Annotated in this window: 21 protein-coding genes; 12 read left to right on the top strand and 9 right to left on the bottom strand. The window is 39.4% G+C overall.

What is annotated here, in order from left to right; all coding sequences use genetic code 11:
* Positions 1–106: 106 nt before the first annotated feature.
* The 5 genes from JWP71_RS08950 to JWP71_RS08930 all read right to left on the bottom strand — a co-directional run bounded on the left by JWP71_RS08950 (position 107) and on the right by JWP71_RS08930 (position 5621).
* Entirely contained in the window at positions 107–1405 is a 1299-nt protein-coding gene (locus JWP71_RS08950; RefSeq protein WP_299498790.1) for an MFS transporter, read from the bottom strand.
* A 74-nt stretch (positions 1406–1479) separates the two neighbouring features.
* Positions 1480–3588, bottom strand: a complete 2109-nt coding sequence (recG, locus tag JWP71_RS08945; protein ID WP_299498788.1) for an ATP-dependent DNA helicase RecG — start codon at positions 3586–3588, stop codon at positions 1480–1482.
* A gap of 8 nt (positions 3589–3596) precedes the next feature.
* Positions 3597–3977: a RidA family protein gene (locus JWP71_RS08940; RefSeq protein WP_299498786.1), complete on the bottom strand. Its 381-nt coding sequence runs from the start codon at positions 3975–3977 to the stop codon at positions 3597–3599.
* Between the two features lie 51 nt (positions 3978–4028).
* Entirely contained in the window at positions 4029–4172 is a 144-nt protein-coding gene (locus JWP71_RS08935; RefSeq protein WP_299498784.1) for a DUF6728 family protein, read from the bottom strand.
* A 99-nt stretch (positions 4173–4271) separates the two neighbouring features.
* Complete coding sequence (locus JWP71_RS08930) at positions 4272–5621, bottom strand: OmpA family protein (protein WP_299498781.1); 1350 nt, start codon at positions 5619–5621, stop codon at positions 4272–4274.
* A 151-nt stretch (positions 5622–5772) separates the two neighbouring features.
* Between JWP71_RS08930 and JWP71_RS08925 the strand changes: the two genes are divergently transcribed.
* On the top strand, positions 5773–7086 hold the full coding sequence (locus tag JWP71_RS08925) for an aminopeptidase P N-terminal domain-containing protein (protein WP_299498779.1): 1314 nt from the start codon (positions 5773–5775) through the stop codon (positions 7084–7086).
* Positions 7087–7090: 4 nt separating this feature from the next.
* On the opposite strand, the gene meaB is transcribed toward JWP71_RS08925, so the two are convergent.
* Positions 7091–7996, bottom strand: a complete 906-nt coding sequence (gene meaB / locus JWP71_RS08920; protein WP_299498777.1) for a methylmalonyl Co-A mutase-associated GTPase MeaB — start codon at positions 7994–7996, stop codon at positions 7091–7093.
* A gap of 175 nt (positions 7997–8171) precedes the next feature.
* Between meaB and JWP71_RS08915 the strand changes: the two genes are divergently transcribed.
* The 8 genes from JWP71_RS08915 to JWP71_RS08880 all read left to right on the top strand — a co-directional run bounded on the left by JWP71_RS08915 (position 8172) and on the right by JWP71_RS08880 (position 16954).
* Positions 8172–9059: a glycosyltransferase family 2 protein gene (locus tag JWP71_RS08915; protein WP_299498775.1), complete on the top strand. Its 888-nt coding sequence runs from the start codon at positions 8172–8174 to the stop codon at positions 9057–9059.
* A gap of 3 nt (positions 9060–9062) precedes the next feature.
* Positions 9063–10058 (top strand): glycosyltransferase family 2 protein, encoded by a 996-nt coding sequence (locus JWP71_RS08910; protein WP_299498773.1) that lies wholly within the window; start codon positions 9063–9065, stop codon positions 10056–10058.
* Positions 10059–10994 carry a glycosyltransferase family 2 protein gene (locus tag JWP71_RS08905; protein ID WP_299498771.1) on the top strand — a complete coding sequence of 312 codons (936 nt, stop codon included), beginning with the start codon at positions 10059–10061 and terminating at the stop codon, positions 10992–10994. It abuts the gene before it with no gap.
* Positions 10995–11257: 263 nt separating this feature from the next.
* Complete coding sequence (locus tag JWP71_RS08900; RefSeq protein ID WP_299498769.1) at positions 11258–12202, top strand: hypothetical protein; 945 nt, start codon at positions 11258–11260, stop codon at positions 12200–12202.
* A gap of 10 nt (positions 12203–12212) precedes the next feature.
* Positions 12213–13157: a hypothetical protein gene (locus JWP71_RS08895; RefSeq protein WP_299498767.1), complete on the top strand. Its 945-nt coding sequence runs from the start codon at positions 12213–12215 to the stop codon at positions 13155–13157.
* A 414-nt stretch (positions 13158–13571) separates the two neighbouring features.
* Entirely contained in the window at positions 13572–14075 is a 504-nt protein-coding gene (locus JWP71_RS08890) for a hypothetical protein (RefSeq protein WP_299498766.1), read from the top strand.
* 228 nt (positions 14076–14303) lie between these two features.
* Positions 14304–16133, top strand: a complete 1830-nt coding sequence (locus JWP71_RS08885) for an ABC transporter ATP-binding protein (RefSeq protein ID WP_299498764.1) — start codon at positions 14304–14306, stop codon at positions 16131–16133.
* Between the two features lie 2 nt (positions 16134–16135).
* A complete protein-coding gene (locus tag JWP71_RS08880) occupies positions 16136–16954 on the top strand; it encodes a DUF5672 family protein (RefSeq protein ID WP_299498762.1) in 819 nt (272 codons plus the stop codon).
* 68 nt (positions 16955–17022) lie between these two features.
* Here the strand turns inward: JWP71_RS08880 and JWP71_RS08875 are convergent, their stop codons facing one another.
* Both JWP71_RS08875 and JWP71_RS08870 read right to left on the bottom strand, forming a co-directional pair.
* Positions 17023–18108 (bottom strand): acyltransferase, encoded by a 1086-nt coding sequence (locus JWP71_RS08875; protein WP_299498761.1) that lies wholly within the window; start codon positions 18106–18108, stop codon positions 17023–17025.
* A 130-nt stretch (positions 18109–18238) separates the two neighbouring features.
* Positions 18239–18874 carry an outer membrane beta-barrel protein gene (locus JWP71_RS08870; RefSeq protein WP_299498759.1) on the bottom strand — a complete coding sequence of 212 codons (636 nt, stop codon included), beginning with the start codon at positions 18872–18874 and terminating at the stop codon, positions 18239–18241.
* Between the two features lie 149 nt (positions 18875–19023).
* On the opposite strand from JWP71_RS08870, the gene JWP71_RS08865 reads away from it, so the two are divergent.
* Positions 19024–20742 (top strand): glycoside hydrolase family 3 N-terminal domain-containing protein, encoded by a 1719-nt coding sequence (locus JWP71_RS08865; RefSeq protein WP_299498757.1) that lies wholly within the window; start codon positions 19024–19026, stop codon positions 20740–20742.
* Between the two features lie 14 nt (positions 20743–20756).
* On the opposite strand, the gene JWP71_RS08860 is transcribed toward JWP71_RS08865, so the two are convergent.
* The gene (locus JWP71_RS08860; RefSeq protein WP_299498755.1) at positions 20757–20987 is read right to left on the bottom strand and encodes a hypothetical protein; all 231 of its coding nucleotides are present in this window, start codon (positions 20985–20987) and stop codon (positions 20757–20759) included.
* Between the two features lie 101 nt (positions 20988–21088).
* On the opposite strand from JWP71_RS08860, the gene JWP71_RS08855 reads away from it, so the two are divergent.
* Together JWP71_RS08855 and JWP71_RS08850 are read left to right on the top strand one after the other, a co-directional pair.
* Positions 21089–21316, top strand: coding sequence for a hypothetical protein (locus JWP71_RS08855; RefSeq protein ID WP_299498752.1), 228 nt, complete (start codon positions 21089–21091; stop codon positions 21314–21316).
* Positions 21313–21600 (top strand): type II toxin-antitoxin system RelE/ParE family toxin, encoded by a 288-nt coding sequence (locus tag JWP71_RS08850; RefSeq protein ID WP_299498750.1) that lies wholly within the window; start codon positions 21313–21315, stop codon positions 21598–21600. Before JWP71_RS08855 ends, JWP71_RS08850 begins: the two co-directional genes overlap by 4 nt.
* The last annotated feature ends 12 nt before the right edge of the window (positions 21601–21612 follow it).

Below are 21612 nucleotides of genomic sequence, written 5' to 3'. Positions count from 1 at the left end.
CATGAAACTATGTGACTGGACCCGCTCTTATGCCATTTCTCCTTCAGAATTTCACGAAATTTTATAACTCAGGATGACTTTCGACGCATTCATTAGTGAATACACTTTAAATAGCTGTTTCCTTTTTTACTTTAGGCGCTGATATCTCATGTAATGATAATGGTATCAGCTTTTTAGTTTTAAAGTAGGTGATACTTACTATTATTAAAGTCATACTTCCCCCAAAAAGCACAGATGGGACCGTGCCCATTAGGTTAGCTGCAGTGCCTGATTCAAAAGCGCCTATCTCGTTTGATGAGCCAATAAACATTTGATTTACTGCCGATACGCGCCCACGCATACTATCAGGCGTTAGTAGCTGCATAATAGTACCACGAATTAATACACTGATGCTATCAAACCCACCCTCAGTAAATAAAAATAACAACGATAAATAAAAATTGCGCGATAAGGCAAAACAGATAATAGACAAGCCAAAACCGGTTACCGCTATTAACAAATTGCGCCACGGCTTACCCATTGGTGATATACGGGCCATTGCCAGCATAACCAATACCGCGCCTAATGATGAAGTAGCACGCATAATGCCTAATCCTTGCGGGCCTACATGTAATACCTCATTAGCAAATACAGGCAACAAGGCAACCGCGCCGCCAAAAAATACCGAGAACAGATCGAGGCTCATGGCCCCTATCATCATCTTGTTATTGAACACGAAATGAATACCTTCTGACAGGCTCTTCCAGATACTTTCTTTAGGTATGTATACAGGTGGGAATCTTTTTAAGAAAAACACACATATCAATGCTATTAGCAGGAATATAATAATAATGATAAATGTTACGGTAATTCCATAAAATCCATAAACCAAACCACCAACCAACGGACCTAAAATGGATGCTATTTGCCAGCTCGAGCTATTCCAGCTGCTGGAGTTTGGGTAAATTTCTTTTGGTACGCTATGTGCCATAATGGTAAAAGCAGCCGGGTTGTAAAATGCCCGTGCCACGCCATTACAAAATACCATCATATATAAAATGGGTATTATCCACCCTGCATGTATGTAGGCTTCCATGCTTTGTAGGGTAATGGTAAACATTACTATTGATGAGAGTAATACTGCAAAAAAGACGAACAGCAGCATTTTCTTTTTTTCGGATTTATCAGCTATGTAGCCACCATATAAAGCAATACCAATGGATGGAATAGCTTCGCTTAAACCTATTAGCCCCAAAGCAAAAGCGCTTTTAGTTAATTGGTAAACATAAAAGCCTAAAATTACGGCCTGCATTTGGTAAGCGAAAGTGAAGAAAAACTTCATGCCCAGGTATGAGCGAAAATCTTTATAGCGTAAAGCTATGAAAGAATCATTTTTTGGTAAGGGTTGACTGTCTGCTTCTGGCATCTAAGCAAATTTACAATTCAAAATTTAAGATTTAAGATTATTTGAGATAAATGTAAAGTGAAGATATATTTTTGTTACGATATTTTATCCCAACTCAACCCCGCGTTCTTTACCTGGAAGGCCAGGTTAAGTATTTGATTTTCGGGTGCTACCAGTTGAGGATCTGTGGCAAAAATATCTTCAACACATTTACGTGCCTGTAATAGTAATTGCTGGTCTGTAGTAAGGTCGGCAACTTTTAGGTCGAGCAGGCCGCTTTGCTGGGTGCCTTCAATATTACCTGGGCCACGTAGCTGTAGGTCGGTTTCTGCAATCTCAAAACCGTTATTGGTTTTAACCATGGTGTTTAAGCGTATACGGCCCTCATGACTCAATTTTTCTTTACTCATTAATATACAATAAGATTGCTCGGCCCCGCGCCCCACACGGCCCCTAAGCTGGTGCAATTGTGATAACCCAAACCGCTCTGCATTCTCAATAATCATTACCGAAGCGTTAGGGATATTAACACCCACTTCAATTACAGTAGTAGCTACCATAATTTGCGTTTCGCCTTTAACAAAGCGTTGCATTTCAAATTCTTTTTCGGCAGCCTTTATTTTGCCGTATACCACGCTTAATTTATAATTTGGTAACGGAAACTCACGCGATATTACATCAAAACCCTCCATTAAGTTTTTAAGGTCGAGTTTTTCACTCTCCTGTATCAGCGGATATACAATATAAATTTGCCTACCCTTAGCTATTTCATCTTTCATCAAGCCAAACATTCGCAAGCGGCTGTTCTCATAAAAGTGAACGGTCTTTATAGGCTTCCGTCCAGCAGGTAACTCATCTATTACAGAAATATCCAAATCGCCATAGAGCGTCATAGCTAATGTACGCGGAATAGGGGTAGCCGTCATTACCAAAATATGTGGCGGAACGGCATTCTTTCGCCATAATTTGGCACGTTGCTCAACACCAAAACGATGCTGCTCATCAATTACTACCAAACCCAGATTTTTGTATTGTACCTTATCTTCAATAAGCGCGTGTGTGCCTATTAATATTTTAAGGTCGCCGTTCTCTAGTTTTTCGTGTAATATTTTGCGATCTTTTTGTTTGGTAGAGCCTGTTAACAGGGCTACTTCAATAAAATCATTGCCAACCAAACTTTTTATAGTTTGATAATGCTGATTTGCCAATATCTCTGTAGGCGCCATAATACAAGTTTGGAAACCATTGTCAATAGCTATGAGCATGCTCATTAGGGCAACAACGGTTTTACCGCTGCCAACATCGCCTTGTAACAAGCGGTTCATTTGCACACCTCGCTGGGTATCCTGCCGTATTTCTTTTAAAACTTTTTTTTGTGAATTGGTTAGTTCAAAAGGTAATTTATGGTGATAAAACTCATTAAAATAATGGCCCACTTTATCAAATATATTACCCTTGAATTTTTGAATGCGCAGCAACTTATTTTTTAAAAGTTTAAGCTGCAAAAAGAAAAGCTCTTCAAATTTTAAACGATGCCGTGCTTCAGCCAGTTTGTTGGCATCTTCGGGGAAATGAATATTGCGGTAGGCATCCGCACGGCCCATCAGCTTAAATTTGTTTAGAATGTAAAGCGGTAAATTTTCATGAATATCTTTCGCGTGCTGTTCCAGCAAGCCCGCTATAAGCTTTTGGATGCCTTTACTATCTAAAGTAAATTGCTTTAACTTTTCTGTAGAGCTATATACAGGCTGCAAGGTCATATTTCCCTTGCGCTGAATAACTTCGGCCGAGTATAGATCAAATTCGGGATGCGACATTTGGGCCTTGCCGTTAAAAGATCCGGGTTTACCAAACAAGATGTAGGCTTTACCTATAATAAGATTCTTTTCGGCCCATTTTATTCCCTGGAACCATACCAGCTCCATTATACCGGTTTCGTCCTGCACCTGGGCAACTAACCGTTTAGTGTGTTTTTCGCCAAGAATTTCTCTATGTGTCAATCGCACTATAGCCTGCACATAAGGTAAATCCTGCTGGATGTCTTTTATTTTATAAAAACGGGTGCGATCAATATGCCTAAACGGGAAATGCTGCAGCAGGTCTTCAAAGTTATGCACGGCCAGCTCTTTTTTAAGTACCTCGGCACGTGCACTGCCAACGCCTTTTAAATACGCTACAGGAGTTTGAAATAGCTGACCGTTCAATGATTACTTTAAGCCTTTACTGCAATTACAGAAATTTCAACACTTACACCTTTAGGCAAAGCAGCTACCTGTACAGTTTCGCGGGCCGGGTGTTTATCAGTAAAATAAGTTCCATAAACTTCGTTTACTTCGGCAAAATCGGCAAGGTCTGTTAAAAATATGGTTGTTTTAACAATATCATTAAAATGGGCCTTGGCTTCATTCAAAATAGCGCCAATGTTTTCCATTACTAAGTTTGTAGCAATGGTAATATCATCTGTAACTAATTCGCCGGTAAACGGGTGCAGGGGTATCTGACCCGAAACGAATATAAATTTATCGGCAACTATGGCCTGGTTGTATGGCCCGATAGGGGCGGGTGCATCGGCAGTATTAATTACTTTTTTCATTTATTAATTGATAATAGTGTTTTTTTAAATTGTATTTCTTGGGAGCTTTACCTATTTCTTTAATATAAACCAATAGATGAGTTTCCAGATAATGCCGGCCAGGAACATAATTATGGCTATAGCATTAATAATATGCATTACCCTAATGTTAAAGTTTGTTGGCCTGTTAGGATCCTTTTTTCGGAAGAAATACATGCAACAAATTTACATAAATTTTCGCTGTACGAATGGGGGTAAACAAAAAAAGGCTCCCCGATATCGGAGAGCCTTTAATATTATTTAACTGAATTCAAATTATTTTTTCTTGAATTGAACACGACGGTTTAATACACGTCCTTCTTCAGTTGAATTGTCAGCAATTGGATGAGTTTCACCGAAAGCTTTAATTTTTACTTTCTTAGCATCAACACCAGAGTTAACCAGGTAAGTTTTTACAGAATTAGCACGGTCTTTAGATAAAGCCATGTTGTGAGCAGCAGTACCTTCAGATGAAGCGTAACCATCTAACTCAACACCAGAACCTGAAGCTCTAAGATCAGCTGAAGATGCATCTAATACTGGGTAAGATGAAGTTCTTAATACTGAACTATCAAACTCAAATTGGATGTTACTGTATGCAGCAACAGCAGCCCCACCTATTGGTTTTCTTACAAATAAAGAAGTATCAATTTTAGGGAATACAATAGCGCAACCAGAACCATCAACTACAGTACCTGCAGGAGTGCCCGGGCATTTGTCAAATTGATCAGCAACACCGTCACCGTCAGAATCTTTTTTCAGATCATTAACAGCGTTTTCAACGTTAGTTACACGGCCTTTTAAAGCTGCAACTTCCTGACGTAATGCTTCATCATATAATTCATCATACATCATAGCTACCGGGTTAACCCATTCTAAGCTTGGTTTTGATTTTGGACCTAAAGTAAATTCTAAACCTGCATAACCGTATGAGTAACGATCTTTAGTAGGATAGCTTTTACGTACACCATCAAAGTTATCACCATCGATAAAGTTTTCAGTGTAACCTAAGTTTAATGCAATTTGATCAGTTAAACGGAATTTAGCACCAACACCAATCGGAATAACAAATTCCATAACGTGTTTAGGCCATTTTAAAGTTGCACCATCTGTGCCGTTTGTGCCATAACCAACAATAGTTGGAGTATAAGATGCTAAACCAACACCACCTGTAGCGAAGAAGTTGATAGCATTTTTACGACGTAAATAATCAATAGTAGCTACGTTTACAACACCACTTAAGCTTCCTTGTACAAAAGTAGTTGAATAACTTACATAGTTGTTGAAAGTTACACCGTCAGTAACAAAAGGTGCACTACCGCTGTTGCCGGCTACTTTGCCACCGCGTACATCAAGTTGTAAACCAAATGAGTGTGCCAATTGGTCTCTAACAGAAACGCCATAACCTAAGTTAACAACGTTACCGTTAAAATCGCTTGAACCGCCGGTTGCAAGCATAGGTGATGTTGCACCAACGTTAACGCCAAGGCTCCAGGTATTGTACTGTCCGCTACCACCAAATACCTTGGCCGTAGGTGTAGTCGCTGTCTGGGCTTTAACGGCACCAACGGCCATCAACGACACCAAGGAAAAAGCGACTGATTTTTTTAATGTAGAATAGTTCATAGTTTTAAGATTAAACAATGTTTTAATTGTGATTTTTTTCAAAAATAGTAATTATGTTTGAAACGATTACCAAATACTGTTCCAAAAATTATAACATTAACACAAAGAAATGAAAAATGTTCTATAGTTAGTACAAATTATAATAAATACTATGAAATATTTACCCGTTCAAAATAATTTATTTACAATTAATAGAAAAAATTTCGTTTCGCGCATAAAACCAGCATCATTAGCTATATTTTATGCTAACGACGAGTTTCCCAGAAGCGGAGATCAGACGTTTATTTTTAAGCAAAATCCGGATTTTTTTTACCTGACAGGCATTGATCAGGAACAAAGTATCCTGTTATTGTTTCCTGAATGTCCTAATCCGCTGTATAAAGAAGTCCTCTTTTTAAGACAAACAAATGAACACATTGCTGTTTGGGAAGGACATAAGTATACAAAGGAAGAAGCAAAGGAAGCATCGGGCATTGAAACCATATATTGGTTGAGTGAATTTGATAATATATTACATAGCATAGTAAACTATGTAGACAATATTTATATCAATACTAACGAGAACGACCGCTTTAGTTTTTCTGTTCCATATCGTGATTTGAGGATGCTTGAAGCATTACGCGTAAAATATCCTTTGCATCATTATGAGCGGTCGGCAGTAATTATGCGCGACCTGCGAGCGGTGAAATCTCAAACAGAAATTGATCTTACTAAAAAAGCCTGTACCATTACAAAAGATGCTTTTGAGCGTGTTTTAAAATTTACTAAACCCGGAGTTACCGAATATGAAATAGAAGCAGAGATAATTCATGAATTTATTAAGCAACGTGCAACCGGGCATGCTTATAACCCTATCATCGCATCGGGCAAAAACGCCATTGTACTGCATTATATAGATAACAACCAGGTTTGTAAAGATGGTGATGTGATACTTTTTGATTTTGGTGCCGAATATGCAAACTACAATGCCGATATGAGCCGCTCTATACCGGTTAATGGCCGCTTCACCAAACGCCAGCGCGAAGTATACAATGCTGTTTTACGCGTAATGCGCGCAGCAACCAAAATGCTGGTAGATGGTACCGTATGGAACGATTACCATGAGGAAGTTGGTAAGATAATGACCAGCGAATTGATAGGCCTGAGCCTGTTAACCAAACATGATGTTGATAAGCAGGACCCTAAAATGCCTGCCTATAAAAAATACTTCATGCACGGCACATCGCACCATTTAGGTTTGGATGTGCATGATTTTGCCAGTCGCTATAAACCATTTGAGGTTGGTAATATATTAACCTGCGAGCCGGGTATATATATCCCTGCCGAAGGTTTGGGGATAAGGATAGAGAATAACATCCTGATAACTAAAGGCGGTAATATTGATTTGATGGCTGATATTCCGGTTGAGGCAGAAGAGATTGAGGAGATAATGAATACCCCCCAACCCCCTAAAGGGGGAGCATAATCGCCTATTCCTCTTTAAGGGTGGGCGAATATTTCTCCACAAATACATACAAATTAAACCCATCATCATTTAAAGCTTTAGCAATATCCTGCTGAAGCTTTTTTTTGTCCACACCAGCCATACGTTTTTGTTGAATGAGCTTGTAGGCCTTTTCGGTCAGCAAAAATTCTTTGCGGGTGTTTTTTATGTTCTTTACTGATAAAATAAAATCTGCTATTTCATTAATACCTGTTCCTGTAGTGGCTACGGTTTTAAAAACAGGTATCTCTTCGCCCGGATTTTGATGGATTATCTTTTTAAGGTTATTGGTAAACAGGTCGGCATCATCACGGTCGGCTTTATTAATGATAAAGGCATCGGCAATTTCCATCAAGCCCGATTTAATATTCTGTATCTCATCGCCCGATTCCGGAACCAGCACCACAAAAGTAACATCTGCCAATCCTGCAATTTCAATTTCTGATTGGCCCACGCCAACAGTTTCTATCAGCACATAATCAAAACCTGAGGCTCGCAACACATCGGCCATTTCAATGGTTTTTGCGGATAGGCCACCTAACGAACCGCGTGTAGCCAATGAGCGTATAAAAACATTAGGGCTATTAAAATGCTTGCTCATCCGTATCCTGTCGCCTAATAAAGAGCCAAAATTAAATGGCGAAGTAGGGTCGATGGCTAACACCGCAATCTTATTCCCTTTGCTTATCAATTGTTCGATAAGCATATTTACCAAGGTGCTTTTACCCGCCCCTGGTGGCCCGGTTATACCTATAATAGGTGTGTTTTTGGTAAAACGAAGCTCTTTTAGAAGTTTATCAGCGCCCGGTAAATCATTCTCAACAACCGTAAGTGTGCGGGCAACTGATTTAAAATCGATGTAGTTGGATGATATGTTGTTGTCGCCTGGCATATGAATATATAAAGGAACAAAAATAATAAGGAAAAGCCATAACGGCGGCTTTTGTTGATGACAACACCGTGTCCTCGTATACCATATAGTTTATAGCAACTGTGCTTGACAACACATACAGCGAAAAAAAGATAACTATATTTGTCACTCAACTTAAAACCAAACTAAAGTTTTAATGAAAGTAGCCGGGTTCACTTTTATCCGTAATGCCGTAAAAAACGATTACCCCATTGTGGAGGCCATAACTTCTATATTGCCCTTATGCGATGAATTTGTGGTGGTCCTGGGCAACTGCGAGGATGGTACCGAACAATTAGTAAGAGGTATCAATTCGCCAAAAATAAAAATCATTAATACGGTTTGGGACGATTCCATTCGCGAAGGAGGGGCGGTATTCGCTGCCGAAACGGACAAAGCTTTTGCTGCTATATCGCCCGATGCCGATTGGGCATTTTATATACAAGGTGATGAGTGCGTACACGAAAAATATCATCCATTAATTAAAAAGGAGATGGCCGATAATTTAAACGATGCCAATATTGAGGGGCTGCTGTTTAAATACCTGCATTTTTATGGGTCGTATGATTATTATGGGCATTCGCGCAGGTGGTACCGCAGGGAGATACGTATTGTTAGAAATAATAAAGCTATACACTCTTACCGTGATGCGCAAGGTTTTAGGTTGGATAACCGAAAGATAAATGTAAAATTGATAGATGCTTATATATATCATTATGGTTGGGTAAAGCCACCATCAGGATTGGCAAATAAGCTGCGTAACTTTAATCAATTTTATCATGATGATGAATGGATGGCCCAAAACCTGCCCGATAGCTTTACGTTTGATTATAGCCATAAAAACCCCGACAGGCTGGTACATTTTGCGGGCAGCCACCCGGCAGTAATGCAAAACCGGATAGCGGCCACAAACTGGAAACTGGATATCGACCTGAAAAATTTAAACAAAAAAATGACCTTCCGCCGTAAGCTATTGCAAAAAGTAGAAGATATTACCGGCTGGCGCGTAAGCGAATACCGCAATTATAAAATAGTTAAGAAATAGCAGGTGGATAAAAAAAGCATCAGCATAGTTATACCTAATTATAACGGCAGGCAACTGCTGGCAGAATACCTGCCCTATACTTTTGCAGCTATTGAAAATGCCAATGTAGCTTATGAGGTTATTGTGGTGGATGATGCTTCGACCGATACTTCGGTGGAGTTTATTAAACAGGTATATCCGCAGCTGACCTTATTGATAAATGAACAAAACAGCGGATTTTCTTTTACCTGCAACCAGGGCATAGCCGCCGCGCAATATGAGCTGATTTTGTTGCTGAACTCGGACGTTAAACTTGCGCCCGATTATTTTGAGCAGCAGTTTAAATATTTTGAGGCTGATGACACCTTCGGTGTAATGGGGCGCATTATTGATATGGATGGCGATGGCATACAGGATGCCGCCCGCTTGCCAAAATTTAACGGACTAAAATTAAAAACTGAATATTTTTATTATACTGAAGACACCTGTGACAGGCTGTATACCCTTTATCTGTCGGGCGCTAACGCGTTAATAGATGCCGCCAAACTGAAAGAGATAGGTGGGTTTTATGAATTATTTTCGCCGTTTTACTGTGAGGATATGGAGCTGAGCATACGCGCCTGGAAACTGGGGTGGAAATGTTATTATGAGCATCAATCGGTATGCCGGCACCAGGTATCGGCCAGTACCAAAAACTACCAAAAGCCAAAATGGATAAAAAGCACCTATTACCGTAACCGGTTTTATTTGCACGCGCTGCACCTGAATGGCCTGGCGCTATTTTGCTGGTATGTGCAAATAACATTGATAGACCTTTTACCCAAATTGTTAACCGGTCAAACCTGGATATGGAAAAGCTATAAAGAACTGTTTAAAAACAGCCACCTGATTGATCAATATAAAGAACGTTTAACTGCATTATTAAATAAACACGGTAGCAACCGCACTATATTTAATGTGGTTAACACCATCAGGCTATCTGTAAAAAATAAAAAGATAATAAAAGTTAAGTTATCATAAATGAAAAGTGGGCCATTAGTTTCTGTCGCGTTGTGCACCTATAATGGGGCGGCTTATTTGACGCAGCAGTTAGATACGCTTGTTGATCAAACTTATAAAAATTTGGAGATTGTTGTGGTTGACGATTGCTCTACCGATAATACATACGACATTTTAACTGCTTACGCATCCCGTTATCCGAAGATTAAGCATTACCAAAACGAAAGCAATCTTGGCTTTGTAAAGAATTTTGAACGTGCGGCAACTTTATGCACCGGTGAACTGATTGCCCTTTGCGACCAGGATGATATTTGGGACTTGGAGAAAATTGAAAAGCAGGTTAACGCTATAAAGGACAATGTGTTGATATATCACGATTCGGAATTTATACATGAGGATGGCAGCCCGATGAATAAAAAAGTATCAGATGTAATGAACCTTTATCGTGGAGGTGAGCCTGAAGTGTTTTTGTTTTTTAATTGTGTATCGGGCCATTCCATATTAATGAAGCGCGAACTGCTGGATGAGGCCCTGCCGCTCAAAGAAACCTATTTTCATGACTGGTGGTTGGCCTACGTAGCAACCAATATAAGCACGATAGATTTTATTCCCGAGTGCCTGGTTAAATATCGTCAGCATGATAAAAGCGATACCAACATTTTACGCACCAAACGGGATAAAGAGGTGCATAAGCATACCTCTATACAAAAACTGGAGCGTATACAAACCTGGCTGGGCCATTGCGCGGCTTATCCGAAAAACAAAAATGATATTGCCCAACAATTTTATAAAGCGTTTACCAAACGGATGGGTAGTTATATATCATTTGAATTAAGCAGTCTGTTAATAAAATATCGGAATACTATTTTTCTTATCCGCAAAAAGAGCAAGCTAAACCGCGCCAATTATATTTACAGCCAAATATGGGGTGCAAAAACAAAGAAACTATTTAGTTAATTTATTGGATGTGATTTTATATAGTTGATTTTCAATTGATTGAAATTTATAATGTCCCAGGGTGTCCCAGGGTGTCCCAGGGTGTCCCAAGGTGTCCCAAGGTGTCCCAAGGTGTCCCAGGGTGTACCAGGTGTTCGTGGGACAGTACAGTAAAAGCATTTAATGGGTAATAGGTTTATTGCAGAACTTGTTTACTTCCGGATGCACTAATTTTTTATATCTAATTTAATCACTAAACGCGTTATTTAATTAATTTTGGAAGGATGACTTTTAAGAAAAAGAATTTCCTGGGTAAATTGCTTTTAAAATATTCTGATAGGGATAAATATAAAGAGTACAAGTGGGAGATCACCAATTATAATAAAGAGGAATTTCAAAATTACTTTATCGGTAAGCAGCGCTTAAACACCGTAGAGAAAATAAAGGCATTTTGCGCATCAAGCCCCCAACTTAACGTACACCATAGCGGCAACGCGGGCGATATTATATATGCTTTGGCAACACTTAAAGAAATACATGAGCTAACCGGCGTAAAAATAAACCTGTATTTAAAGCTAAGCAAACCGCGTAATATGCCTAAACACATGACACACCCGCTGGGTAGTGTTATGCTGAACCAAAAAATGGTGGATATGCTGGCTCCGCTGGTATTATCGCAAAAGTATATGGATAAATGCGAGGCCTATAATGGTGAGCAAATACATATCGACCTGGATTTTTTCAGATCGAAACTGATACCGATAGATCATGGAAACATTGCACGCTGGTGCGGATATTTAACCGGGGTAACCCCGCAATTATGGAAAAGCTGGCTAACAGTTGATGCTGATAAAGCTTATGCCAATACCATAGTTATTGCCCGTAGCGAACGCTACCGTAATACAGCTATTAATTATTCGTTTTTACAAGATTATAAGGATGTGGTTTTTATAGGCGTAGCATCAGAGTATGAGGATATGCGCAAATCAATACCCAACCTTAAATGGGTACAAGTGGATGATTTTTTAAAGCTGGCGCGGATAATTGCAGGTTGTAAGGTTTTTATTGGTAACCAATCGTTCCCGTTCTCTATTGCCGAAGGGCTTAAAGTGCCGCGTATATTAGAGTTGTATTACCAGATAGCCAATGTGATTCCCGAAGGCGAGAACGCGCATGATTTTTTCTTCCAGGAGCATTTGGAATCGTTAGTAAAACAGTTGGCCGTTTAATAATTATAATATGAAGAAAAAAGGTCTTTTAAATAAGCTTTGGCTAAAACATACTGATAAAAAGGGTTACAAAGAATATAAATGGCAGCTGGTTAATTATAAAGATGTTGAGTTTAAACGTTTCATTACCGGCAACCAGCGGTTAAGCAACTTTCCGCAAATTAAAGCGCATGCCCTTGCTAACGGAAAACTGAACCTTAACCATAGCGGTAACGCGGGCGATATTATTTATGCCCTGCCAACCATTCGCGAAATACATGAATTTACTGGTGTGCCTGTAAATTTATATTTTACGCTAAACCGCCCCATGATATTTGCCGAGGGCGTAACGCACTCGCACGCGCTGGGTGGCGTAATGCTTAACCAGAAGATGATAGATATGCTGGTGCCGCTGATAAAAAGTCAGCCCTATATTAATGAGTGCGAGGCTAGCAGCGATAAACCAATTGATATCGATCTGGATTATTTTCGCTCGGGCTTTGTACCGCAGGATAAGGGAAACATTGCCCATTGGTGCGCTTATGTTACCGGTGTTAACCCGCCGCTTTGGAAAAAATGGCTGACGGTTGAACCCGACCATACTTATAAAGATACCATCATCCTGGCACGCAGCGAACGCTACCGGAACATCATGATAGATCATCAGTTTTTGAATAAGTATGATAACCTGATATTCATAGGTGTGGAATCAGAATATAACGACATCATTAAAACCATCCCCAATATTAAATGGGTAAAGGTGGACGACTTTTTACAAATGGCAAAAATGATAGCCGGGTGTAAATTGTTTATCGGCAATCAATCGTTCCCATATTCCATAGCCGAGGCGTTAAAAGTGCCACGCGTTTTGGAGGTTTCGTTCGATGTAATAAATGTGGTGCCCGAAGGCGAGGGCGGCTACGACTTTTTCTTCCAGGATCATTTTGAAACGCTGGTACAGAAGCTGGCGCAGTAGGCAATTTACTCACCCGACTATGCTGCGCTGGTCGACCCTCTCTCTTCGCTTCGGCGGAAAGAGGGTTTTTCAATAGTTCTGCACTTGGTTACCCTCTTTGCGGCTTGCCGAAGAGAGGGTCGCGCACGAAGTGCCGCGGGGTGAGTCCCCGGCGCGCGTTCTGACCACCTGATCCTACCTGACCTCACCTGGTCCCACCTGATCCAGGCTCCTGTTTATTCATTACCTGTCTGGTTGCCACGAGCGGAATAATATAGCTTTACTGGAAATAACATTGATTGAGGGTTTGAATACGGGGAGTGCAGATCCCCTGAAAAGTTAGTCCGGGATTATAAATTAGGACTAAGGGAAAGAAAGCGATAGTTCGTAAGTAACATTATTACCCTATATTTATTTTAGTAATCCTAATTTATTATGAAAAAGACGCATCTTGCCATACTATTTATTTTTGTATCCTGTACTTATTTCGAAACCAAACAACAGCAGGCAGACGGATTAGCAAAAAAATACTTAGACAGCACCTTAAAAGGCTCGGATAAATATGAGATAATAAAAACCAGTCCAATTGATACTTTAAGAGGTGGTCCGGATAATGAACCAGATTATCAAATAATCACTGAAAAAATTGACAACACTTATAAAATTGGTGATTCTTTAAACAAAAAAATAGCGAACACTAAAAACAATTCTGAGATTTCCATCCTTCAAAAATTAAGTAAAAAAAATTATAATAAACGCAACATGCTGCTTGAACAGAGTTTACAATATTTGTTAGGGTATAAAGGTAAACCGGAAGGCTGGATAATCGAACAAACTTACAGATCAACAAATAGTATTGATACCGATTTATATATTGCTACATTTAAGCTAGACGAGAAGCTATCCAAAGTTTTATCTCAACAAACCACAAAAAAATAACTTATAAATATTATATCCACCAACAAGAGTGGGATAGGTATATTAACCACAGATACTCTTTGAGAAACCAGTGGGGACGGGAATAAAGGCCAAATTATAATTTATTCTGTTTTTTCTATCCACCTGTAACCCCGCCGGGAGTATAAACCAACCAGACTCACCTACCGTTAATTTCCCATACTAATATTCGCTAAATACCGTTAGCTTTGCACTCTTTAAATATTTTTAATGAAGACTTATTTCAGGCTACTATCCTTTGCCAAGCCAATTGAAAAATTTGCTATTCCTTATATAATTTTCACCCTTTTGTATGTATTTTTCAGTACTATGGTGCTGGTATTATTAGGCCCTTTATTAAATGCTTTATTTTCGACAAATGCACATGCGGTTGTAGCACAAACAGGCCCCGCTCCCTCAATATTCCACATGAGCGAAATGTTTAAATATTACATGCAATACTATATTAATAATTATGGCGGCCCGTGGGGCGCGTTAAAGTTTGTATGCTTTATTATTATAATTTTTGTTTTTTTAGGTAACCTGTTTCGTTATCTTTCTCAACGCACTATGGAAAACCTGCGGGTGCATACCTTGTTAAACCTCAGGAAAACCGTATTTAATAATGTAATGGATCTGCATTTAGGTTATTTTAATAATGAGCGTAAGGGCGATATTATATCTAAAGTTGCGTCAGATGTGCAGGTTGTACAATTTTCTGTAACAGCTACCTTGCAGGTAATATTTAAAGAACCCGTTACCATGATAGCTTATATGGTGGCGCTATTCAGTATTTCGACAAGACTTACCTTGTTTTCATTATTAATTATTCCTGTTTCTGCGTTCATCATATCAAGGATAGTAAAACGATTAAAAGCGCAAGCTATAGCTGGTCAGCAATCATATGGTAACATGATTAGTTACCTGGATGAGGCATTATCTGGTATAAAAATAATCAAAGCATTTAACGCGCTCGATTTTATAAAAAAGCGATTCAATAAGGAAAACGAAACCTATTCAAGCATAGCGCGCTCAATGGCAAGGCGCCAGCAATTAGCTTCACCGGTTTCAGAAACACTATCTGTTACCATGATCGCGTTTATTGTGATGTATGGCGGGTATTTAATATTAAATCACAAATCTGATCTTGACGCGGGTCATTTCATCGCTTATATAGGCATATTCTCACAGTTAATGCGCCCTGCCAAAGCCATCTCAGATTCATTTAGCAATATCCACTCGGGTATTGCCGCAGGCGAGCGGGTTTTAGCTTTAATAGATGAAAAACCTTTAATTAAAGATGCGCCGAATGCAACTGCCATAACCGAATTTAACGAAGGCATCCACTTTAAAAATGTATCGTTCGCTTACCAGGAAAAAGAAGTATTATCAGGTATTAATTTAAATATCCCCAAAGGTAAAACCGTAGCATTGGTTGGTCCGTCGGGTGGTGGTAAATCTACCTTAATGGATCTGATACCCCGCTTTACCGACCCGCAAAGCGGTGAGGTGCTGATAGATGACCATAACATCAAATCTATCACAGCCGAATCATTAAGAGCTTTAATGGGTTTTGTAAACCAGGAATCCATTTTGTTTAATGATTCTATCTACAACAACATCGCCTTCGGCAAAGTAGATGCCACGCCCGAACAGGTAGAGGCCGCGGCAAAAATTGCCAACGCGCACAGTTTCATTTTAGAGACCGAAGAAGGCTACAGTACCAACATAGGCGATCGCGGTACCAAACTATCCGGCGGGCAAAGGCAGCGAATATGTATTGCACGTGCGGTTTTGAGCAATCCGCCTATCATGTTGCTGGATGAGGCTACCTCGGCACTGGATACCGAATCGGAAAAATTGGTGCAGGATGCCTTGAATAATTTGATGAAAAACCGCACCTCGCTCATTATAGCGCACCGTTTAAGCACCATACAAAATGCCGATATTATTGTGGTGCTTGAAAGCGGTAAAATTGTAGAGCAGGGCACTCACCATGAACTCATCGGCCATAACGGTTTATACCGTAAGCTGATAGATATGCAAACCTTTACCAATTAACTATGGCCGGGCAGCAAGCTAAACATAAGGTTGCGGTAGTTATTCCTTTTTATAAGGATACACTTTCGGCTCATGAGGCTATCGCACTACAGCAATGTTTTAAGGTGCTGGCAAATTACCCGGTAATAGCTGTTAAACCAAATCACCTTACTCTGCCTGCAGCAATAACGGCCTATCCATTTGCTGATACTATAAGTTTTGACGACGACTATTTTAAAGACATTAAAGGTTACAATGCCCTTATGCTGTCTGATAAATTTTATAAAGAATTTTTAGGATATGAATATATCCTCATTCATCAACTGGATGCATTTGTTTTTAGGGACGAGCTTAATTATTGGTGCGATCAAAATTACGATTACATAGGCGCGCCCTGGCTGCGCGATTGCGATCATCCGGATTGGATTAAGGCGGTTAAATCAAACATCAAGTACTTTTTTCATATCCGTTATGATATCTACGTAAACGGCGAACCAAGCCACTACCAGTTTGAAAATAAGGTTGGCAACGGTGGTTTCTCGTTACGCAGAGTGAAAAAGTTTTACGACATCAGCGTAGCTAAAAAAGAATTTATTGCAGGCTACCTGGCAAACGACAGCACCCATTTTAACGAGGATAGGTTTTGGAGCATTGAGGTAAACCGCAAGCGCAAAGCGTTAAGGATACCTTATTATAAAACAGGGATTAAATTCTCGTTCGAGTATGTGCTGGACAGGGCCATGTCGCTCACCAATAACCAGTTGCCTTTTGGCTGCCACGCCTGGGATGAACACCTTGATTTTTGGCGGCCGTTTTTTAAGGAGTGTGGATATGATATATAGCTAAATGTTTTGGCCGGAGCAACCTGTTTATTCAGTTGGGAAGGAATTACACCAACTGCTTTTTAGTTTTACCGCCCTATTAACACCTTCGCCTTTGTTTTATTCAACAGCGTAACTATTATAAATGTTAAGCTATATACTATAACTAAACGCGTTAACATATATAACCATACCTCGCCATAGCTTAGGGGGTTAATATCAAACCTTAACGATACAAAGATGATGGGCAATAGCATAGCTACTAATATGTAGTGGATAAGATAGATACCGTAAGTAGTTTCGCGAGATTTTAAATATTTGGCGAACCCGAAATTTTTGATCTTTATCAACAGGAAAAAGAAACAAAGCGAATACAAAATATTACTTAGCCGCAGCGTGTTATAGGGGTCTACACTATGCAAGGTTTTAAGGTGCTGTATTTCCCAAATGCCCGATACTAGTGTTACTGCTGATAACGCTATCCAAAGCCAGATAGATGTTTTATCAACCCAGTTTTCCAGCGTGCTTAAATGCCTGTTAAACTGTGCACCTAACCATAAAAAAAACACAAAACCAAATATCGCGGTAGAGTGGCGGGGCTCTATCCACTCATTATAAATGTTGAACATATATACTATGGTAAACAAAAACAGAATGCCGCCGAGCCAGTAGGAGTAAAGCCAGCGTTTAAATATTAATAGTATGCCTATACAGATTAAAAAGTTAGGGATGAACCAATAGCTGGTATACAGGTAAATGTTTTTAGCATAGTCAAGCACCGTTAAACCAAAATGTGGCTGAAACACGCCCGAGTTAAATTTGTAAGCTATAACCGCGTCATTCAAAACTTTCATCGCCAAAAAAAATAACGACCAAAACACCCAGGGGGCAATGGTATTATCAACACGTCTTTTTAAATATTGATAAGGGGTGTAAGTGGTGAATTTTTCGCCTATTAAAAATCCGGATAGTAGGAAAAACGCTATAGTGCCAAATTTTATAAACTGAATAACAGATACAAACGTGAAGATACTGAGCTTATCAGTTGGGTGATAGGTGCTTTCATCAAACGAAAAACAATGCTCCACTACAATACTTATCATAGCAATTGCACGTATGGAATCTATAAACTCGTAATTTTTTTTGGCTGGCGCCTCATTAACTAAATTCTGCATAATTCGGAGCAAATATACCAATCCTTGTCATTTCGAATAATACACACTATGTAAGTAAATGGTTGCAATCATCACAAAGCAAAAAGCCACCCGTATTACGGATGGCTTTTTTGGTTATAAGGTTTAGTTATTAATTCAATTTAAAACCAAAGCCCATTTGTAAGGCCTGGTTACGGTAAGCAGGTACAAACGTGTTACCATTGGTGTTTTTTCCTTGCAGATCAACAGCGTAACGGGCACGCAGTTCTACAGTATGGCTAATATTTATACCCAGTCCAACAACACCATCAACTAAAAGATTGCTTCCGCTGATGTCGTAATTTTGTTGGGCCGCTGATGAAAAGCTACTGCTAAATTTACTTGATGAAGCGATCATATAAGACAGTTGCGGACCTGCGTAAAAATTAATTCTGGAGCCGGCGCGAAACTTTGCCAGTAACGGTGCATCAATAAACTGCGAGCGTAATGTAAAATTACCAAATGGGGTGGCTGCGCTATACCCTTTTTGTGCATATAATATCTCTGGTACAATAGCCAGAGTGGTATTAACCGGCAGATCAAAAGAAAACCCAGCGGTAAAACCTGCTAAGCTGCTGGTGTTAAAATTAGTGCCGCCCGTTGTGCTTGATAATGCTGCACCTGCTTCAACCGTTACGCTTGGCAGGCCGGCGCCGGATAGATCGGCACGGTCACTGTTTAAAAATGTTTGAGCACGTACACTTCCCACAATTAGCAGCATAGTGGCTAAAAGGATATATTTTTTCATTATATTATATATTTTAAATGAAGTGTATTTGATTTTTAAACCTGTGTAAAAAAGTTGTAATAATTAACTTTTTAATAACCGTTACTATGTATACGGCGTTTAATAATAAAGAGTTGCAATTTTTTATCATTTTAATTTACTTTTGGTGTATGCGTCGATTGAAAAAAAAATTACTACCTGTTTTACTACTTATCTTTAATCTTTTTAACCTGGATGCTTTTGCCCAACAGGATAATTATATCCAAATACTGAGCCACCAAAATCATTGGGTAGATTCAGTATATAAAACGCTGAACCGAAGGCAAAAAGTGGCGCAATTGTTTTTTGTAAGAGCGCATACCAATAGAGGTTTGGCTTATGAGGACTCGGTAGCTAAAGTTATCAAAAGCCAACAGGTGGGCGGGCTGGTGTTTTTTCAGGGTGGCCCGGTGAGGCAAGCTGATCTGATTAACCGGTATCAAAAAATATCAAACGTGCCATTATTAATAGCTATGGATGGCGAGTGGGGAGTTGGAATGCGGTTAGATTCTACCATATCATATCCTTATCAAATGACTTTAGGGGCCATACAGGATAATAGCCTGATTTATAAAATGGGGCAGCAGGTGGCTTATGATTTTAAGCGGTTGGGCATGCAAATGAATTTTGGGCCGGATATGGATGTAAATAATAACCCCAATAATCCAGTTATTAACTACCGGTCGTTTGGTGATAATAAATACAATGTTGCAAAAAAGGGAATAGCCTATTTTAAAGGTATGCAAAATGCCGGGCTGCTAACAACTGCAAAGCATTTCCCCGGTCATGGTGATACCAATGTTGATTCGCATTTGGATTTGCCGCTGTTGCCTTTTAGCGTTGAGCGGTTAGATTCATTGGAAGAATACCCTTTCCGCGAAGCGGTAAAGGCGGGCATAGCCGGTGTAATGATAGCTCATATGAGTATACCTGCTTTAGATAGTACTAAAAACCAGCCATCTACGCTATCTAAAAAAATTGTGACCCGCGTATTAAAAAACGAACTAGGGTTTAAAGGACTGATAGTGTCTGATGCGATGGAAATGAAAGCCGTAACCAAATATTACCCTGACGGTGAAGCGGAGCTGAAAGCTTTTTTAGCAGGTAATGATATTATTGAATTATCAGGCGATTCTAAAAAAGCAATACAAAAAATAAGACGTGCCGTGCGCAGGGGCGATATACCTGACGAACAGTTTGAAGCGAAGGTTAAAAAAGTGCTGGCCGCAAAATACTGGTCGGGATTAAATAATCTGCATGAAGTTTCTACAGAACATTTATTTGCTGATTTGAATAGGCCTGCCGCCCGCGAACTGGTACAACAACTAAGCGATGCCGCGGTGACGTTACTAAAGGGTAATGCCCAAACACTGGAGCTTAACCCCATACAAAAAACAGCTATTATAAGTATCGGGGTTGATAAAGAAACGGTTTTTCAAACCGAGCTGGCTAAATGGTATAACAACAGTACCCTATTTACCATAAACAAAAGCACCCCGGTTGCCGAGCTGAACAGGATGCTGGAAACCTTAAAAGATTATGGGCAGGTTTACGTAGGTATACATGATACCCGTGCGCGCCCGCAAAGTAAGCTCGATTACAGTAATGGGGTTAAAGAATTTATTACTGCCCTGGCCGAACATAATAATACGGTGATAAGCGTTTTTGCAAACCCATATACCATTGCCGGTTTGCCGGGCATCGAAAAAAGCGGTGCCCTTATTGCCTGCTATCAAATGAGTGATGAGCTACAGCGGGCAGCCGTAAAGGTAATTACACGGCAATTAAAGCCAACCGGCAAACTATCCGTGAGCGTGAATGTGTATTTCCCTAATGGGGCAGGTTTATAAACTATAACCGTTTATCACATCCTCAACCGCAAGGATACAGAACGCCCGAGTGCCTGTACCAGGTTAGGGTCAATGGTATTGCTTTTATCTTTTTGTATCCAGGTTTTATTATCCATAATTAATTCCACCTTTTCGCCGTTAAAAATTATTTCTAATTCGGTAGTGTTTTTATTGATAAGGTTAGTATTAAGTATTTGATAAACATAGTCTTTGTCATCAAAAGTAATCCGTAGCGGTAATCCCATAGTCTCAATCCTCCGGCGGTAAAGATAACTGTTGTAGACGCTACTTTGAGTTTTTAGTTTTCAAATATTAAAAATTTAGTTTAATTATAGTAAATTTGAATATGGACGTGCAAATTGAAAAAATAGCATTAGCAAAGCGTTTACTCGAAACGGATGACGAAGCTGTATTGCTCCAAATAAAAGAAGTTTTTGAAAGTAATGATAAGGACTTTTGGAACGATTTGCCCGAGCATGTAAAAGCCGGGATTGAACGAAGTAGAAAACAAGCTGCTGATGGTAAATTGATACCTCATGAAGAGGTAATGAAAAGATACAGCAAGTATTTATGAGTCTGGCCATATTCTGGACAGATGAAGCTACTGAGACGTTTGATAGTATAGTTTTATTTATCGAAAATAGGTGGGCCTTAAAACAAGCTGAAGGATTTGTAAAACATACTCAAAAAATATTATCGCTTATTGCAGATCAGCCTTATATGTATAAGGCATCTCTTAATGGTAATAATGTCAGGCAGGCAATTATTTCTCCTCAAACTTCTATGTTTTACGAAATTCATCATGAATTTATAACCATATTGTTCTTTTGGGATAACCGGCAAGAACCAATTTTCTAAATCTTTAATTGC

The sequence above is a fragment of the Mucilaginibacter sp. genome, from assembly GCF_028287845.1.
GTDB lineage: Bacteria > Bacteroidota > Bacteroidia > Sphingobacteriales > Sphingobacteriaceae > Mucilaginibacter.
This window is presented reverse-complemented; position numbering and strand designations above follow the sequence as displayed.

Coding starts and splice junctions, on each gene's coding strand:
- JWP71_RS08850 (WP_299498750.1), top strand. CDS start 21,313: ATGAGTCTGGCCATATTCTGGACAGATGAAGCTACTGAGACGTTTGAT.
- JWP71_RS08950 (WP_299498790.1), bottom strand. CDS start 1,405: ATGCCAGAAGCAGACAGTCAACCCTTACCAAAAAATGATTCTTTCATA.
- JWP71_RS08915 (WP_299498775.1), top strand. CDS start 8,172: ATGAAAGTAGCCGGGTTCACTTTTATCCGTAATGCCGTAAAAAACGAT.
- JWP71_RS08930 (WP_299498781.1), bottom strand. CDS start 5,621: ATGAACTATTCTACATTAAAAAAATCAGTCGCTTTTTCCTTGGTGTCG.
- JWP71_RS08865 (WP_299498757.1), top strand. CDS start 19,024: ATGCGTCGATTGAAAAAAAAATTACTACCTGTTTTACTACTTATCTTT.
- JWP71_RS08935 (WP_299498784.1), bottom strand. CDS start 4,172: ATGTATTTCTTCCGAAAAAAGGATCCTAACAGGCCAACAAACTTTAAC.
- JWP71_RS08885 (WP_299498764.1), top strand. CDS start 14,304: ATGAAGACTTATTTCAGGCTACTATCCTTTGCCAAGCCAATTGAAAAA.
- JWP71_RS08855 (WP_299498752.1), top strand. CDS start 21,089: ATGGACGTGCAAATTGAAAAAATAGCATTAGCAAAGCGTTTACTCGAA.
- JWP71_RS08925 (WP_299498779.1), top strand. CDS start 5,773: ATGAAATATTTACCCGTTCAAAATAATTTATTTACAATTAATAGAAAA.
- JWP71_RS08895 (WP_299498767.1), top strand. CDS start 12,213: ATGAAGAAAAAAGGTCTTTTAAATAAGCTTTGGCTAAAACATACTGAT.
- JWP71_RS08860 (WP_299498755.1), bottom strand. CDS start 20,987: ATGGGATTACCGCTACGGATTACTTTTGATGACAAAGACTATGTTTAT.
- JWP71_RS08870 (WP_299498759.1), bottom strand. CDS start 18,874: ATGAAAAAATATATCCTTTTAGCCACTATGCTGCTAATTGTGGGAAGT.
- JWP71_RS08905 (WP_299498771.1), top strand. CDS start 10,059: ATGAAAAGTGGGCCATTAGTTTCTGTCGCGTTGTGCACCTATAATGGG.
- JWP71_RS08940 (WP_299498786.1), bottom strand. CDS start 3,977: ATGAAAAAAGTAATTAATACTGCCGATGCACCCGCCCCTATCGGGCCA.
- JWP71_RS08890 (WP_299498766.1), top strand. CDS start 13,572: ATGAAAAAGACGCATCTTGCCATACTATTTATTTTTGTATCCTGTACT.
- meaB (WP_299498777.1), bottom strand. CDS start 7,996: ATGCCAGGCGACAACAACATATCATCCAACTACATCGATTTTAAATCA.
- JWP71_RS08875 (WP_299498761.1), bottom strand. CDS start 18,108: ATGCAGAATTTAGTTAATGAGGCGCCAGCCAAAAAAAATTACGAGTTT.
- JWP71_RS08880 (WP_299498762.1), top strand. CDS start 16,136: ATGGCCGGGCAGCAAGCTAAACATAAGGTTGCGGTAGTTATTCCTTTT.
- JWP71_RS08900 (WP_299498769.1), top strand. CDS start 11,258: ATGACTTTTAAGAAAAAGAATTTCCTGGGTAAATTGCTTTTAAAATAT.